At 67.0% G+C, this 16,341-nt stretch carries 12 protein-coding genes; 9 read left to right on the top strand and 3 right to left on the bottom strand.

What is annotated here, in order from left to right:
* Positions 1-125 precede the first annotated feature (125 nt).
* Positions 126-1,229, top strand: coding sequence for an FtsX-like permease family protein (locus tag PV772_RS01025; protein ID WP_347885103.1), 1,104 nt, complete (start codon positions 126-128; stop codon positions 1,227-1,229).
* A 32-nt stretch (positions 1,230-1,261) separates the two neighbouring features.
* Positions 1,262-1,960 (top strand): ABC transporter ATP-binding protein, encoded by a 699-nt coding sequence (locus PV772_RS01020; RefSeq protein WP_347885102.1) that lies wholly within the window; start codon positions 1,262-1,264, stop codon positions 1,958-1,960.
* Positions 1,961-1,989: 29 nt separating this feature from the next.
* Here PV772_RS01020 and PV772_RS01015 read toward each other — a convergent pair whose 3' ends face one another.
* Positions 1,990-2,988: a GDSL-type esterase/lipase family protein gene (locus PV772_RS01015; protein WP_347885101.1), complete on the bottom strand. Its 999-nt coding sequence runs from the start codon at positions 2,986-2,988 to the stop codon at positions 1,990-1,992.
* A gap of 5 nt (positions 2,989-2,993) precedes the next feature.
* A complete protein-coding gene (locus PV772_RS01010) occupies positions 2,994-5,915 on the bottom strand; it encodes an exo-alpha-sialidase (protein WP_347885100.1) in 2,922 nt (973 codons plus the stop codon).
* Between the two features lie 176 nt (positions 5,916-6,091).
* On the opposite strand from PV772_RS01010, the gene PV772_RS01005 reads away from it, so the two are divergent.
* Positions 6,092-7,798 (top strand): sialidase family protein, encoded by a 1,707-nt coding sequence (locus tag PV772_RS01005; protein ID WP_347885099.1) that lies wholly within the window; start codon positions 6,092-6,094, stop codon positions 7,796-7,798.
* Here PV772_RS01005 and PV772_RS01000 read toward each other — a convergent pair.
* Entirely contained in the window at positions 7,755-8,660 is a 906-nt protein-coding gene (locus tag PV772_RS01000) for a DUF4862 family protein (RefSeq protein WP_347885098.1), read from the bottom strand. The two genes, PV772_RS01005 and PV772_RS01000, sit on opposite strands and share 44 nt — an antisense overlap.
* A gap of 148 nt (positions 8,661-8,808) precedes the next feature.
* On the opposite strand from PV772_RS01000, the gene PV772_RS00995 reads away from it, so the two are divergent.
* From PV772_RS00995 to PV772_RS00970, 6 genes are read left to right on the top strand one after another with little or no spacing between them, the layout of a single operon-like run.
* Positions 8,809-10,449, top strand: coding sequence for an ABC transporter substrate-binding protein (locus PV772_RS00995; protein WP_347885097.1), 1,641 nt, complete (start codon positions 8,809-8,811; stop codon positions 10,447-10,449).
* A 21-nt stretch (positions 10,450-10,470) separates the two neighbouring features.
* The gene (locus PV772_RS00990) at positions 10,471-11,427 is read left to right on the top strand and encodes an ABC transporter permease (protein WP_141159229.1); all 957 of its coding nucleotides are present in this window, start codon (positions 10,471-10,473) and stop codon (positions 11,425-11,427) included.
* 3 nt (positions 11,428-11,430) lie between these two features.
* Positions 11,431-13,569 (top strand): dipeptide/oligopeptide/nickel ABC transporter permease/ATP-binding protein, encoded by a 2,139-nt coding sequence (locus PV772_RS00985; protein WP_347885096.1) that lies wholly within the window; start codon positions 11,431-11,433, stop codon positions 13,567-13,569.
* Positions 13,566-14,372 carry an ATP-binding cassette domain-containing protein gene (locus PV772_RS00980; RefSeq protein WP_347885095.1) on the top strand — a complete coding sequence of 269 codons (807 nt, stop codon included), beginning with the start codon at positions 13,566-13,568 and terminating at the stop codon, positions 14,370-14,372. Before PV772_RS00985 ends, PV772_RS00980 begins: the two co-directional genes overlap by 4 nt.
* Before the next feature lie 46 nt (positions 14,373-14,418).
* Positions 14,419-15,348 (top strand): dihydrodipicolinate synthase family protein, encoded by a 930-nt coding sequence (locus tag PV772_RS00975; RefSeq protein ID WP_307358252.1) that lies wholly within the window; start codon positions 14,419-14,421, stop codon positions 15,346-15,348.
* Between the two features lie 8 nt (positions 15,349-15,356).
* Positions 15,357-16,304 carry an ROK family protein gene (locus PV772_RS00970; RefSeq protein WP_347885094.1) on the top strand — a complete coding sequence of 316 codons (948 nt, stop codon included), beginning with the start codon at positions 15,357-15,359 and terminating at the stop codon, positions 16,302-16,304.
* Positions 16,305-16,341: the final 37 nt, after the last annotated feature.

The raw sequence follows: 16,341 nt of genomic DNA, 5'->3' as shown, positions 1-16,341 counted from the left end.
AAAGGTTGACTCCCGTATCAACCGTTCCATTCCCGCAGATCAACCATCCCCGCGATTCCCATGCAGGCTCCGGCCGGGAGAGTGGAACTACAGAACAATCCACCCCTGCAGAGAGAAGAACCAACGTGTTCCTGGCAATCCGCGATATCCGCTTCGCCAAAGGCCGGTTCGCCATGATGGGCGGCGTCGTAGCCCTGATCACCCTGTTGCTGGTCATGCTGTCCGGCCTGACGGCAGGGCTCGCCGAGCAATCCACCTCCGCCATCGCCAGGCTGGGGGCAACTGCCGCGAGGCCGGTGGACGCCATCGCCTTCGGCGCTCCCGGTTCAGGCTCACCCAAGGCGTCCTATACCGAGAGCTCCGTGACCGCCGCCCAGGTGGACAGCTGGCAAAGCCGGCCGGGTGTCCAGTCCGCCGAGCCGCTGGGCATTACGCAGACCAGGGCACAGGCCGCGGACGGCGCGGGAACGGCGAACGTTGCCGTTTTCGGCGTCTCGCCGGGCAGCCCTTTGGCGCCTGTGGAGGTGTCCGCCGGCACGGCCGCGGTGGGCGCCTCAGTGGCGGAAGCCCTGGCGGTGGGCCAGGGGGACAAGGTGTCCCTGGGCGGCGTGGAGCTGTCCGTCGCCGCCGTGGTGCCGGACCAGTGGTACGCGCACACCAGCGTGGTGTGGACGGCCCTGCCGGCATGGGGCAAGGCTGCGCACGTGTCCGACGCCGGACAGTTGGCCACGGTCGTCGCCGTCACCTACGCGGACGGGGCCACGGTGGATGAGGCCGCAGCGAACGGCGCGGCACACACGGTGAGCGAATCCCGCACGGGATCTTTCCAGGCCCTGGGCTCCTTCAAGAGCGAGAACGGTTCGCTGACGCTGATGCAGGCATTCCTGTACGGCATCTCGGCACTGGTGATCGTGGCCTTCCTGAGCGTCTGGACCATCCAGCGCACCAGGGACATCGCTGTGCTGAAAGCCATGGGCGCACCCAGTTCCTACATCCTTCGCGACGCCATGACCCAGGCCGCCATCGTGCTGCTGGCAGGCGCCGGAGTCGGCGGAGCCTTGGGTGTTGGCGCCGGCTTGTTCGCTGCCCGGGCAGCCCCCTTCCAGCTGAACCTGGCCACCTCGGTGGTTCCCGTCGTCGGGATCGTTGCCCTGGGCCTGGCAGGTGCGGCACTGGCCGTCCGGCGCGTCACCAAGGTCGATGCGCTCCTGGCGCTCGGCGGAAACTAATCCCTTCTTCCCTCCTTTGAAAGGAACCCATCATGACCACAACCGCTCCCCTGACCCTGGTCAACGTCACCCTCGAATATCCCGACGGCGGCGGCACCACCACCGCCCTGGACCGTGTCAGCCTCACCGCGGAAGCCGGCCAACTCGTGGCACTCGTGGGCCCCTCGGGGTCCGGTAAGTCCAGCCTGCTGGCCGCCGCCGCCACCCTGGTCCGCCCCACAAGCGGCCAAGTCATTATCGACGGCACCGACACCATGGGCCTGGGGGACAAGGAACTGACAGCCCTGCGGCGCGGGAAAGTGGGCATCATCTTCCAGCAGCCCAACCTGCTCCCGTCGCTCACCGCCGTCGAACAGCTCGTCATCAGCGACCACCTGCGCGGAAAGTCCGCCAAAGCCGCCACGGCGCGGGCCGCCGAACTGCTGGACGTCGTCGGGCTGTCCGCCAGTGCGGGGAAACTTCCGCACCAGCTCTCCGGCGGCCAGCGCCAGCGCGTGAACATCGCGCGGGCGCTGATGGGCAGCCCCAGGGTGCTGCTGGTGGACGAGCCGACGGCGGCACTGGACCACGAACGGAGCGCCTCCATCATCGCCCTCCTGCGGCAGGTGACCAACGAATTCTCGGTGGCAACGGTGATGGTCACCCATGACACCGAGTTCGTGCCGCTGACCGATGTGGTGGCCACCATGCGGGCCGGCAAACTGACAACCCCGGTCCTGGCAGGCGCCTAGGAGGAACGACGCCGGCCGGGACCGGTTGTCTAGTCCTTCGGACCGTTGGCTGCCGCGGCGGCAAGGCGCGGGCCCAGCCTTTCGGCCATAAGCCGGTACCCTGCATTGTCCGGATGGAGGGTGTCCGGCATGTGGGCCAGCGCCTCGGCTTCCGTCAGCACCGCCCCGCCGTCCACCAGGTGGATCCGTGCTTCCCCGGAACGCCGCTGCAGGTAGGCGACCACTCCGGCTGTGGCCTCCCGGTAGTCGGCCAGGGTGGCACCGACCGCATTGGGTGTAGCTTCACGCGGAAGCGACAGGACCGGGGTGATCACCACCAGTGGAACGTCCGGATGGGCGGTCAGGATGTTCGAGATGAACCCCAGCACCTGGCTGGCATAGCTCCGCAACGAGAACGCCGCTGCGTTGTAGGAGTTGATGCCCAAGCACAGGGAGATGACGTCCGCCGGGAGTCGCTGAATGGTCCTTGCTGCAGCCGGGTCCAGCTGGCATTCGCCGGCAAAACCCAGCGACTGCAGTTCCCACCCGAGCTTCCGGGCCACCAGCGCCGGCCAGGTCTCGGAAGGACCGGCCGCCTCCCGGCAGTGGGTGATGGAGCTTCCGTAGGCCAGCCACCGCTTGCCTGGCTCTTGCACCGACTGGACATCCTCGCCTTGCAGGGATGCGTCGAGCACCCTGACCCGGCCGAACTGCGGGAGCCACAGTTGCACCTTGGCGCCGGCCGGCAGCGTTCCCAACTCCAGCGTGTGGCTCAGCCGCCCGGCAGCGGGGATCCGGTGGGCCAGTTGGCCGTCAACCAGCACATCAATGGGAGAGCAGTCCGCGGTACCTTCCGCCTTGAGGGTCAGCCTGCCGGACGAAGCCGTCCACGTGGCCCGGATACCGGCCGTCATCTGTGCCATGTCCGCAAGCCCGTCAGTGAAGGGCGGCATCAGCAGTTCGGTGTCAAGCCGCCTGAACTCCTGCCAGCCCTCCACGTCCTGGACGACGTCGAAAGCCCCCGCCCAGTGCGCGTGCACTGATTCCACTTTCGTCATCCCTTCGGTGTCACCTGCAAACGGTCAAAGGCCACCTGTTTGCCGTCCCTGTCCAGTACCACCACGTCATCGCGGCCGTTCTGCACGTCCGCTGGGAGGATGAATTCCACCGTGTTACCAGTGGTGGGAAAAATCCAGCCAATCCGGTAGCTGCGCTTGTTCAGGTACACGTAATACCACTGTCCGTAGTCGAGGCCCCCGAGGACCACCTTCTGGCCGTTGCGGTACTTGTCCGCGGTGCCGAGGTCCCACGGAGGTGTCAGGCCCTCAAAGTCCTGGACTGTGAGCGCCGGAACGGATTCGGGCTGCGCGGGCTGCAGGTTGAGCCGGATGCCCCCGCCGGCCACCGACGCCGTGATGCGCTTGGCACCGTTGTCCGCGGTGGCCTCGAAGCTGACAGGTGCCAACTGGCCGGCCGCAATGTCCGCGGCAGTCAGCACGTGAGCGCGGGTGGCGGTCACGTTACTGCCGGCAGCCAACAACTGTTCGCTGATGCCCGCGTCCGGGGCGGAAACCGCCGTCAGGTCCACGTTTCCTGCGTTGCCCAGGGTGTAGGTGTACGTGATGGTGTCGCCTGCGGAGGCGTAGCGGTCTCCGTCCAGGTCCGTCCATTCCGCGGCGACGGTGCCTTCCATCCTGGCATCGCGGACCTTCAGGTCTACCTCGCCGCCGTTCACGGCGTAGGTCCGGGTGGTCTGGCCGGTGGCGCTGACCTCCCAGGAGGTCTCGGGGACGAAGAAGCCTTGGCCCGCTTCCACGGCGGTGACAGTGTGGCGTGGCGTGGCACACGTGTAGGACTGGCCGGCGGGTAACACGCTGTACCGGCAGTTCCCGGGGCCGTCCGGCATAAACGGGCTGAAATTGCCGGCCGTGGGGACCACTTTCTCCACCAGCGGGCTGGTGTTGGTCACGTCGAACTTGTAGGGGAACGCCTCCCCTGCGCCGTACGGCTGCGCAGCCAGGTCCCGGCCGGCGTCGCTGCGGCTGCCCGTGATGGTGGCGGCCACCAGGCCATCGCGCAGTGCCACGGCCGCGCCGGTGAAGGAAACCGTCCTGGTGAGCGACGGCGTCGCGCTGGCCGTGATGCTGAAGGTTGCCTGCGGCATGAAGTAGCCGCGGGAGATGTCCTCGGCCGTCAGAGTGTGCTTAGCCGTGGTGCAGGTGTAGGAGGCGCCGGCTGCCAGGTTGTTGTACCGGCAGTTGGGGGCCGACGGCGGCAGGAACCCGGCGTCGAAGGTTCCGGCGAGCGGCACTGAGTTGGCGGTGACGTTGGCCGTGCTCTTGATGGTGAACGTGTAGCTGAGCACGTCGCCGGCCTGGTACGGGCTGGCCGCGACGTCGCGGTCCGGCGCGGAGCCGGTGACGCTGAGGCCCACCTGCGGAGCCACCGGGACCGTGGCGGTGAAGGTGGCCTGCGAGACCCGGCCGTCCGCCGTCGTGAACGCCGCGTTGAGGTTCTGCGGGCCGCTGGCATTGGACGGAGCGGTCAGGTCCACGGTGACGGTGGCGGAGGCACCGGGTGCGACGTCGGGCACAGGCACCGTGGTGGCGGACCAGCCGCTGGGGGTGTACACGGTGGCGGTGGCGCCGGAGAGCGTGGCGGTTTCCTGGTTGGTGACGGTCACGGCAACCTGTTTGGTGGCGCCGGGTGCGGTGGTGACGGCGGGGACTGCCAGCGGGGCGCAGGCGTAGTTCAGCCACGCGTCGTCGAAAGCGGCGAACGGCATATTGTCCGTGTAGTTGCCTTCGTACAGGACGCCGAACCTGCCATCGTCCAGCCGGGTCACGGTGGAGTAGGCGGAGAAGCCTGGGCCGATGGTGCGCACGCCCGGCCAGGTGGCGCCGTCGTCGCAGGACACCCGGGCGGAGACGTTTTCGCGGCCGGTCTTGGAGTTGGCGTTGGTGAAGATCAATTTCTTCGCGTCGGCTGAGGCCTGCGGGGCGTTGGGGAACATCCGGGCGATGGCACCGTTGTTGGCCGGATCCGGCAGTTCGGTGTCCTGCGTGACCGGGCCGTAGGTGGCACCACCGTCGGTGGAGACCGCCATCTTGCGGTAGCCCTGGTTCGCGTTGTCCCGGGAGTTAAGCAGGACGCGCCCGTCCGAGAGTTCCACGGTCTTGTTCTCGTCCATCCGGTCGCCCACGTTGGCACCCTTGTGCCACGTGGCCCCGTGGTCGTCCGAGTAGACGCTGTAGGCCTGAATGCGGTTGGTGCCGTCCGCCTGGCGGACATCGCCGGCGTACTGCTGGATCAGGCGGCCCTTGTAGGGTCCGTACTTGAGCTGGATGCCTTCGCCGGAGGACGCGAAGTTGGAGCGGACGTCGCCCGCCACGGGGCTGGTCTTGCTGGTGCCCGGCTTGGTGACGCCGGTGATGAGACGGGGCTGGCTCCAGGTGGCGCCGCCGTCGGACGATTCAATCACGGCGGAGGAAATGACGTTGCGGTCCGCGTCATCGTTACCGAACCCGCTGCCGCCGAAGCCCTGGTCCTTGGAGTAGACAAAGAACGCGAAGACCTTTCCGGCCTCGGCGTCGTAGATATAGGACGGGTCGCTGTAGCCGTACTTCGGTCCAGTGGCATCCGCCACATGACCGGCTGCAATGACCTGTACCGGTCCCCAGGTCCTTCCGCCGTCAGTGCTGCGGCGCTGCACGATGGAATTGGGGTTGGGGGCGTCGGCAGCACTGCCGGGCCGGCCGTCCCAGGCGGCGAGGACCACGCCGCTGCCGAGGTAGGTCAGCGCGGGGATCCGGTAGAAGAAGTTGGCGGCCGTTCTGTCCGCTGCGAGATTCACTTCCTGGAAGCTGCCCGGCGGAGCGGTAGGGCTGGTGGAGGGGGTGGGGGCCGCCTGCGCCGGCAGCCCGCTCCCGGCCAGCAGGGCCAGGGCCAGTGCGCCCGTGCCCGCGGCCTTCCCCATTGATCGTTTCTTGGTTCTTTTGGTGGTAATTCGCAAACCCATGTCCTTTCTGGACGCCGCGCTGCGGCTCGAATGGAAGTGACGACGCCGTCGAGGCTGTAGACAAATGTGATTCTTGCTACATACGACGTCCTACCACCCTAAGGTGGAGCCACGTGGAAAGCTAGACTAAACATGTGACGTCCTACCTTTTTCCTGAATGGCCCATTGCCGTGCCGACCGTGGAGCGTATCCTCGCCACCCGCGGCCGCGGTGGATACCGCCAGTACCGCATCCCTGCGCTCGCCGTCACCACCAGGGGAACGCTCCTGGCCGCCTACGACGGCAGGCCGAACCTGGACGACCTGCCGAGCCCCATCGATCTGCTGCTCCGCCGCAGCAACGACAACGGTGAGACGTGGAGTGCGCAGGAAGTGGTGCGCCGCGGCACCGGCCTGGAAGGTTTCGGCGACCCCAGCCTGCTGGTCGACGCCGGGACCGGGCGGATCTTCCTTTTCCACGCCGCCGGAACACGCGCCGGGTTCTTCGAATCGACAGCAGGAATGGCCGCGGAGGACGAGTCCGTCCAGCACTGCGACCTGAGCTGGTCCGACGATGACGGCGTGACCTGGCAGCACCGGCGCCTCACCGCCGAGTTGAAGGGCAGCACCCCCGCAGGCCAGGACATCACAGGCATGTTCGCCGCGGCCGGCCAGGGAATCCAAGTCCATACGGGGCCGTTCCAAGGCCGGCTGGTGCAGCAGTTCGTGGTCCTGTGCGACGGCGCGATCATGGCAGCCTCGGCCTACAGCGACAACCACGGAGACAACTGGACGTTCGGGGAGCTCATCGGCGCCACTACCCATGGCGCCGCCCCGAACGAGAACAAAGTGGCAGCCCGGGGCGACGGAAGCCTGCTCCTGCACAGCCGCGCCACGCCGCGGCGGCTGGCTGCCACGTCCAGCAACGGCGGCCAGAGCTGGAGCACCCTGGTTCCAGTCGAGGACCTCCCGGACCCGAGCGATAACGGCTCCCTAACCCGCTTTGACGGCCTCCCTTCCGTGCCCCGCCTTGCCACGCCGGAGACGGACCCTTGGCTGCTGGCCACCAACAACCAGGACACCAGCCTGCGGCGGAACACGGTCTTGAGCCTCTCACCGGACAACGGCCGGACCTGGCCGGCACGGCTGGTCCTGTGCGCGGGCAGTTCCGCCTACTCCACAGCCACCCGGCTGCCGGACGGCAACATCGGTGTCCTGTACGAGCGCCAGGGGTACCGGGAGATTGTGTTCGCCTCCATCCCGGCAGGGCAACTGACGGACCAGTTGCCGGCGTCCCAGACCCCACCCGGCACCAAGGAACTGAACGCCGGCCTCACTTTCAACATGGAACTGCGGTCCGTCACACCGGGCCTGCCGTCCGAGTGGCAGAACCTTGGCGAATTCCATGTCTTGGCGGCCGATTGCGGCGACTGGGGCCCGGCGTCCAAGGAGATCGGCCAGGGCTACTCCGCCGGGCAGGCCCAGGTCCTGGGCACCCGGGAGGCGCAGGACCTCAACTACGGCCCCATCGTTCCCGGGTACAAGGCCGGGGACATCCTTGCTTTCACGGGCAGGGCAAGGAACGACGGCGACACAACGGTCACGCAGGTCCGTCTCGCCGGGCCCGGAGCCGGCGGTTTTCCGGCGGCCGACCTGCCGCCGGGCGGGGAGGCGCTCTACTTCACGCCCTCATACACCGTGACGGCAGAGGATGCCGGGCGGGACATCCTGGAACTCGAGTTTTCGGTTGAAGGGATGTGCGCTGCCTCGCCGGTACGTCGACGCAGGACGTTCCGGTTCGATATCACCACCGGCTGCGTTAGCCCGGAAGATCCCCTTCAACCAGCGCGCACATCTGCCTGAGCCGCTCCACCCTTTCCTCGACGGAGAGCCCCTGGCGGGGCAGGCCGATCTTGAACCCATGCATGGGTACGTTCCCTGCGGCCTTGTTGCAGCGGCTAATTTCCGCACGGTTCAGCAGGGAGCTGGACGGCGCCCCTTCAACTTCCACAGGCGGGAGGTGGGCATCTATCCAGGGATAACCAAATTCCGTCTCCTCCGGGGAACACCCGGAGAAGATCAGCCCCGCCAGAACCCCTGCCTCGCGGGCGTTCGCGATGTGCTCCACGGCGGTGTCCCGGTCCCGGGTTTCGATGACCGACCGTGCCCAGTTGATAACGAGTCCCACCCGGCCACCCGCCTGTTCCCGGAGCGAGCGGAGCACGTCCACTTCCTCGCCGAACGGCAGGAAACCCTTCTCGGGCGTGCCTCCGGGCCGGGGCGCATCACAGTGCTCCACCAGCAGTCTGGTGGCTCCCCACTCCCATTCGAGGACCTGCTTCAGGGACTCCGCGAACCTTGACGGGTCAGCGCCGGGGTACGGGGCGGAGTGCAGCTCGACGGCCTCCACCTCCCGGCCCTCGTTCTTCAACTGAAGCACCAACGCGTGGATTCCCGCGACGAAGTGCAGCGCTTCCGTCCTGCCCGCGGCATCGCCGGACGCAAGTCCGAACGTTGGCGACGCCTTGAGCCGCTGCATGGTGCCGGGAATGGCGGTAACCACAGCGGACCAGTTGCCCGGAGCGCCGGCGGGCCACCGGACTCCACCGTATGGCCCATAGGGAAGTTCCAATCCGCGGACGGAAGGTACTCCGGCGAGCGCTTGATAGAACTGCTGCCGCAATTCGTCAGGGTGGGCAGCGTAGGCACCGACGATCAGGGACACGGAACCTCCAATTGCTTTGTCATGCGGGAACCACGGCCACGGCCGCGGGGAAAAGTCCACTTGACGTTGCCTGTGATGGGACTTACAGTTTTTCTTACGAGCTAGGACATCCTACATCCGATAAACATCCTTCTGAACGGTGAGGCACATGAACAACATCAAGAACCTGCCGCTGGTCAATGACGCCAGTCGCCGGAACTTCCTGAAGCTCGGCGGGGCCATGGGCCTGGCCGCAGCCTTCGCCAGCTCCCTGGCCGCGTGCGGCGGACCCGCCGCGACCACCAAGGGGGCAGCTGAAAACACGGCGCCGATCAATAAGGACCTCATCATCGAGGCCGGGATCTCCTACGCCCTCTCCACCGGCTTCGACCCCATCTCGTCCTCCGGCGCAACCCCCATGGCCGCGAACCTGCACGTCTTTGAGGGCCTGATCGAGCTGCACCCAGCCACACGGGAGCCCTACAACGCCCTTGCCGCTTCCGATCCCAAGATGGTAAATGCCACTACCTACCAGGTGGCCATCAGGGACGGCGCGGTGTTCCACAACGGCTCCCCCGTTACCGCCGAGGACGTGGTGTTCTCCTTCACCCGGGTAATGGACCCGGCCAACAAGTCGCTGTTCTCGCAGTTCATTCCGTTCATCCAGGAGGTCAAGGCGCTCGACGCCAAGACCGTGGAGTTCACCCTTAAGTACGCCTTCCCAGGCTTCGGTCCGCGCATCTCCGTGGTGAAGGTGGTACCCAAGGCACTGACCAACTTCCCGGCGGGCTCGGACCAGCTGAAGTCCTTCGACGCCAAGCCCGTGGGCACCGGACCCTACAAGCTGATCTCCGCAGTCAAAGACGACAAGATCGTCTTCGAGGCCAACCAGGCCTACAACGGACCCATGCCGGCACTGGCTAAGGGCATGACCTGGCTGCTGCTCTCCGATGCCGCCGCCCGTGTCACCGCCATGCAGTCAGGCCGCGTCCAGGCCATTGAGGACGTCCCCTACCTGGACATGCAGGGCCTGAAGTCCGCAGCCACCGTTGAATCGGTGCAGTCCTTCGGCCTGCTGTTCATGATGTTCAACTGCAACGCTGCGCCCTTCAACAACAAGAAGGTCCGCCAGGCCCTGCACTACGGCCTGGACAAGGACTCCATCATCAAGAAAGCCCTGTTTGGCAATGCCAAGCCGGCCAGCTCCTACTTCCAGGAAGGCCACCCGGATTACGTCAAGGCCAAGAATGTGTACGGCTATGACGCCCAGAAGGCAGCGGACCTCCTCAAGGAAGCCGGCGTCACCAACCTGGAGTTCGAACTGCTCACCACGGACACGGCCTGGGTCAAGGACGTGGCACCCCTGATGCTCGAATCCTGGAATAAGATCCCCGGCATCAAGGTCACCCTCAAGAACCTGCAGTCCGGCGCCCTTTACACGGACCGCGTGGCCAAGGGCGACTACACAGTTGTTGCCGCACCGGGTGATCCCTCGGTGTTCGGCAACGACGCGGACCTGCTGCTGAGCTGGTTCTACGCCGGCGACACCTGGATGAAGAACCGCGCCTTCTGGGGTGCAACCCCGGAGCGCGCCCAGCTGGTGGACCTGATGTCCAAGGCGGGCCAGGCCACCAAGGAAGACGCCAAGAAGCTGACCGGCCAGATCGTGGACCTGGTGTCCGAAGAGGTTCCGCTGTATCCCCTGTTCCACCGCCAGCTTCCCAGCGCCTGGGATGCAAAGAAACTGAGCGGCTTCAAGCCCCTTCCCACCACCGGAGTGTCCTTCGTTGGTGTGGGCCGCACCGCCTAGCCCTACCCACCGGAGACTACATTGAGCACCATATTGCGACTGCTGGGCCGACGGCTCGCAGCCCTGCCGCTGATGGTCCTGGGCATCACCCTGCTGGTGTTCCTGGTCCTGCAGGCAGCCCCCGGAGACCAGGCAAGCAGCGCCCTGGGCGAGGGTGCCAGCGAGGAAGCCAAGGAACAGTACCGCCAGGCGAACGGCCTTAACGATCCGCTGCTGCTGCAGTATGTGCGGTTCCTGGGCAAGCTCCTCCAGTTTGACCTGGGCGTCACCACGCCCCCGGCCAAATCCGTGGCGAGCATGATCGGCTCGGCGTTCCCCTTGACGCTGCAGCTGACCTTCCTGGGCGTCATCATCGCCGTTGTGGTCTCCTTGGTGTTCGGCATCATCGGCGCCTTGTACCGGGATAAATGGCAGGACCAGCTGGTCCGTGTCTTCTCGATCGCCGCGGTGGCAACGCCGTCGTTCTGGCTGGGCATCCTGCTGATCCAGTGGTTCGCACTGGGACCGGCAGCGATGTTCCCGTCCGGCGGCATTGCCACCCCGGAGTCCGGCTTCGGCGGGTGGCTGAACTCCATGGCACTGCCCGCCCTGGCCCTCGGCATCCCGGTCTCGGCGTCCCTCATCCGGGTGGTCCGCACCTCCATGGTGGAAGAGCTGGACCGGGACTACGTCCGCACGGCCATCGGCAACGGCGTGCCGTACCGCGAGGTCGTCTCCAAGAACGTGCTCCGCAACGCCCTGGTCACTCCGGTGACCGTGCTGGGACTGCGCATCGGCTACCTGCTGGGCGGCGCCGTCGTGATTGAAATGATCTTTGCCTTGCCCGGCATGGGACAGCTGATCCTCAACGGCATCACCAACCTGGACGTAAACCTGGTGCAGGGCGTGGTCCTGACCATCTCCGTCACCTTCGTCCTGGTGAATATCGCCGTGGACCTGCTCTACCTGCTCATCAACCCCCGAATCAGGACCGTGTGACCCATGCGCAGCAAACTCGCTGAACGTCTGAGCGCCCCCGGCCTCCGCCTCAAGGCCCTGCCCTGGGGCTCCCGGCTGGCCCTCGCCTTCCTGGTGGTGATCGCCCTCGCCGCCGTCTTCGCCCCGGTCCTGGCACCGCACGATCCGCTGGAAACCTTCATGCCGGCCACTCCCCCGGGCGCCGAGCACTTCTTTGGCACCGACCGGCTGGGCCGCGACATCTTCTCCCGCCTGCTCTTCGGATCGCAGTCATCGCTCATGATCGGCCTCGGCGCCGTAGGCCTGGCAGTCCTGGCGGGCGCCCTCCTGGGGTCACTGGCGGCCACCTCCAGCAAGGCCGTCAACGAACTTCTCATGCGCCTGATGGACATCCTGATGGCCTTCCCCGGCATCGCCCTGGCCGCGGTGCTGCTGGCGGCCTTCGGCAACTCGGTGCCCACCATCATCATTGCCATCGCCATCATCTACACCCCGCAGCTCGCCCGGGTGGTCCGCGCCAACGTGCTGTCCCAGTACGGCGAGGACTATGTCCGTGCCGAACGGGTCATCGGCGCCGGCCGGTTCTACATCCTGGTCAAGCACATCGTGCGCAACACCGCGGCCCCCGTCCTGGTGTTCGCCACGGTGATGGTGGCCGACGCCATCATCCTCGAGGCCTCTTTGTCCTTCCTGGGCGCCGGCGTCCAGGATCCCGCCCCGTCCTGGGGCAACGTGATCTCCTATGGCCGCAACCTTGTGCTGTCCGGCGGCTGGTGGGCCACCACCTTCGCCGGCCTCACCATCCTCCTCACCGTCCTGGCGCTGAACATCCTCGCCGAGGGCCTCACCGACGCCATGGTCAACCCCCGGCTGCGGCGCGCGCCGGCGGTGAAGGACGACGACGGTGCTGCCGCTTCGGTGGCCGGCGCCGCCGTCACCGGCTCCGCGGTGGACACGGAAGTGGCTACCTCAGTCGCCCAGCCGTCGGTCGTGGAACAGCACGAACTCGACGGCGTCCGCGAGGCAACAGCTGCGAATGCGGGCGAGCGCGAGCTGGCCCATTCCACCCTGCTGACCGACCGCCGCGTGGCGGCGGCCAACCCGCACGCCCTGCTGGACCGCGAACTGGAACTGCTCGCCGCCGTCGAGGCCACCCGCACTGACCGGCTCCCCCAGGTCTCCGCGGGCGCCCGGACCGTCCTCGAGGTCAAGAACCTCTCCATCCGCTTCCCCGGCCGCTTCGGCGAGACCGCCATCGTGGACAACGTCTCCTTCACGGTCCGCGAAGGCGAAACCATGGGCCTGGTGGGCGAATCCGGCTGCGGCAAATCCATCACGTCGTTGGCCATCATGGGCCTGCTGCCCAAGACGGCCCGGATCACCGGCTCCATCCGTTTCGACGGCAAGGAACTGCTGGACCCGGACGCAAGCCACAGCAACGCCAAGGCCTACCAGGGCCTGCGCGGCGAGCAGATCGCCATGGTCTACCAGGACGCGCTCAGCTCGCTGAACCCGTCCATGAAGATCAAGGACCAGATGCTGCAGCTGACCCGCCGCGGCGGCCGGAAGACCCCGGCCGAGCTGCTGGAAATGGTGAAACTCGATCCCGTCCGCACCCTGGCCAGCTACCCCCACGAGTTGTCCGGCGGGCAGCGGCAGCGCGTGCTGATCGCCATGGCCTTGTCCCGTTCACCCAAGATCGTGGTGGCGGATGAGCCCACCACTGCCCTGGACGTCACCGTCCAGAAGCAGGTGGTGGACCTGCTCAACGAACTGCGCGAGCAGCTGGGATTCGCCATGGTGTTCGTCAGCCACGACCTCGCACTGGTGGCCTCCCTGGCGCACCGCATCACGGTCATGTACGCCGGCCAGGTAGTGGAATCCGCCCAGGCCTCCGAGCTGCTGCGGAACCCGAAGCACGAATACACCCGCGGCCTGCTCGGCGCGGTTCTCTCCATCGAGGCAGACGCCGCCCGCCTGCACCAGATCCCCGGCACGGTCCCTTCCCCCAACGATTTCGCCCCCGGGGACCGGTTCGCCCCACGTTCCCTGCGCAGCGACGCCGACCCCAACCAGCAGCTGGTCCTCACCGCCGTGGCTTCAGCAAACGGCGGGAATTCGGACCACTTCTGGGCCAGCCACCTGAAGGAGGACGCCAAGTGAGCGCATCCACCGGACAGCCGGTCATCGAACTCAAAGACGTCAAAGTCCACCACCGCACCCGCACAGGCGGGCTGTTCCGTCCCGGGACCGTCAAGGCCGTCAACGGCGTGGACTTCACCATCAGCCGCGGCGAAACCGTGGGCATCGTGGGTGAATCCGGCTGCGGCAAGTCCACCCTCGCCTCCGTACTGGTGGGTTTGCAAACGCCCACCTCCGGGCAGGTCCTGTTCCACGGCAAGCCCGCCATCAAGCGCAACGCCGCCATGCGGAAAGAGTTCGGCCGCTCCGTGTCCGTGGTGTTCCAGGACCCCGCCACCGCGCTGAACCCGCGCATGACCATCCAGGACATCCTCACCGATCCGCTGCAGGTGCACGGCATCGGCAACGCCGCCAGCCGGGCTGCCAAGGTCCGGGAACTCCTCGCGCTGGTAGGCCTGCCCGCCTCAGCGGCGGAAGTGACGCCGTCGCAGGTGTCCGGTGGGCAGCGGCAGCGCGTGGCGATCGCCAGGGCCCTGGCACTGGATCCGGACATCATCGTCGCGGACGAGCCGACATCAGCCCTGGACGTCTCCGTCCGCGCGCAGGTCCTGAACCTCCTCTCCGACCTCAAAGCGCGGCTGAACCTGGGGATGGTCTTCATCTCTCACGACATCCAGACCGTCCGCTACGTTTCCGACCGGATCTGCGTCATGTACTTCGGCGAAATCGTGGAGGAAGGACCCGCAGCCCAAGTGTTCGACAACCCCACCAACGACTACACCCGCAAGCTCCTCGGCGCAGCCCCCAGCCTGCTGCACACCTAGACCACCCATCCTTCTCTTCTACCAACCCAGTTATCGGAGTTTTCCCGTGTCTTCCCAGTTCTCCGGCGTCATCCCGCCCGTCGTCACCCCCCGCCACGCAGACGGCAGCATCGACACCGCCTCGCTGCACAACCTCACCAACCACCTGCTCGACGGCGGCGTATCCGGGCTGTTCGTCCTCGGTTCCTCCGCCGAGGTGCCCTACATGACCAACGCCGAGCGCGACCTGGTTGTCAGCACCATCGCCGAAGCCAACGCCGCAGCCGGCGCCAAGGCAGTTCCGCTGATCGTGGGCGCCAACGAGCAGACCACCAACCGGGTCATCGACGAGGCCAAGCGCGTGATCGACCTCGGGGCCGACGCCATCGTGGCCACCTCCATGTACTACGCAATCGGCAACGCCGATGAGACCGAGACCCACTTCCGCAGCATCCACGCTGCCGTCGACGTTCCGGTTTTCGCCTACGACGTGCCGGTCCGCACCCACTACAAGCTGCCCACCGATCTTCTGGTTCGGCTGGGCCGCGAGGGCGTCATCGCGGGCGTCAAAGACTCTTCCGGTGACGACGTTGCCTTCCGCCAGCTCCTGCTCGCAGCCCGGGACATCGACAACTTCGACATCTTCACCGGCCACGAGGTAGTGGTGGACGGTGCGCTCCTGGGCGGCGCCCAGGGTGTAGTTCCCGGCCTGGGCAACGTTGACCCAGCAGGCTACCGCAAGCTGGTGGATGCGGCCGAAGCCGGGGACTGGGCAAAGGCCGCGGCCGAACAGGACCGCCTGGCCGACCTCTTCGAGATCGTCTACACCCCCAACGGACGAGTCTCCGGAGGGGCGGCCGGGTTGGGCGCCTTCAAGACCGCCCTGCAGATCATGGGCGTCATTGAAACCAACACCATGAGCGCACCCATGCAGGCGTTGAACGAAGAAGAGACCACCGCGATCAAGGTCATCCTCGAACGCAACGGCCTCGTCTAGGCATCCCGATGATGTATGCAGTTGGTGTTGACCTTGGGGGTACCAAGACCGCTGCCGGCGTGGTTTCGGCCGACGGGGAGGTGCTGTTTTCGGACACGGTTCCCACACTGAGCCGCGACGGCGGGGAGGCCATTCTCGACGCCACGGCCAAACTTGCCGCCGGACTGATCAAGAAGGCGGCCGACGACGGGATCGCCGTTGAGCGCGTAGGCGTCGGTTCCGCCGGGGTCATCGATGCAGCGCGCGGCGTGGTGGTGTCCGCCACCGATGCCATCCGCGGCTGGGCCGGGACGGCACTCACCGCGGGCCTGGCCACACGGCTGGGCCTGCCGGCGTCGTCCGTCCGGGCGGTGAACGATGTCCACGCCCACGCACTTGGTGAGGCGTGGGTTGGAGCCGCAGCGGGAACCGCAAGCTCACTCCTGGTGGCCTTCGGCACGGGCGTGGGCGGCAGTTTCGTGCTCGGCGGACGCCCGCTGCTGGGGCACCGCCATGCGGGAGGACACGTGGGTCATTTCGCGTCGCCCTACGCGTTCCACGAGGGCACCGCCATCCCCTGCGTCTGCGGCGGAGCCGGGCACGTCGAGGCCGTTGCCTCGGGACCCGCCATCCGCGAGGCGTACCTGCGGCTGGGCGGCACGGAGCCTGTCACGGACGCCCGTGCCGTCTTTGCCCTCGCCGGCCGAAGCGATGCCGCCGCCATCCGGGCCGTAGGAATCGGCGCCGGAGCTGCCGGGCAGGCCATGGGCGGCCTGGCCAACATCCTGGACCCCGAGGTGGTAGTTGTCACGGGCGGACTTTCCGACGCCGGCGCCCCCTGGTGGCGGCCGATGGAACGGGCCCTCCGCGCCGAACTCCTGCCTGCCCTGGCCGGGCTCCCCGTCCTACCGGCTACACTCGGCAACGCAGCCGCTCTGGTGGGCGCGGCACGGCTGGTCCTCCTTCCGCCCGCCTGAAACGTCCTCACACGTACCCGCCCAACCGCCACCCTTC

Origin of the sequence: Pseudarthrobacter sp. CC12, from assembly GCF_039907755.1 — a bacterium.
GTDB lineage: Bacteria > Actinomycetota > Actinomycetes > Actinomycetales > Micrococcaceae > Arthrobacter > Arthrobacter niigatensis.
The sequence above is the reverse complement of the archived record's forward strand: the minus strand, read 5'-3'. Positions and strand labels throughout refer to the sequence as shown.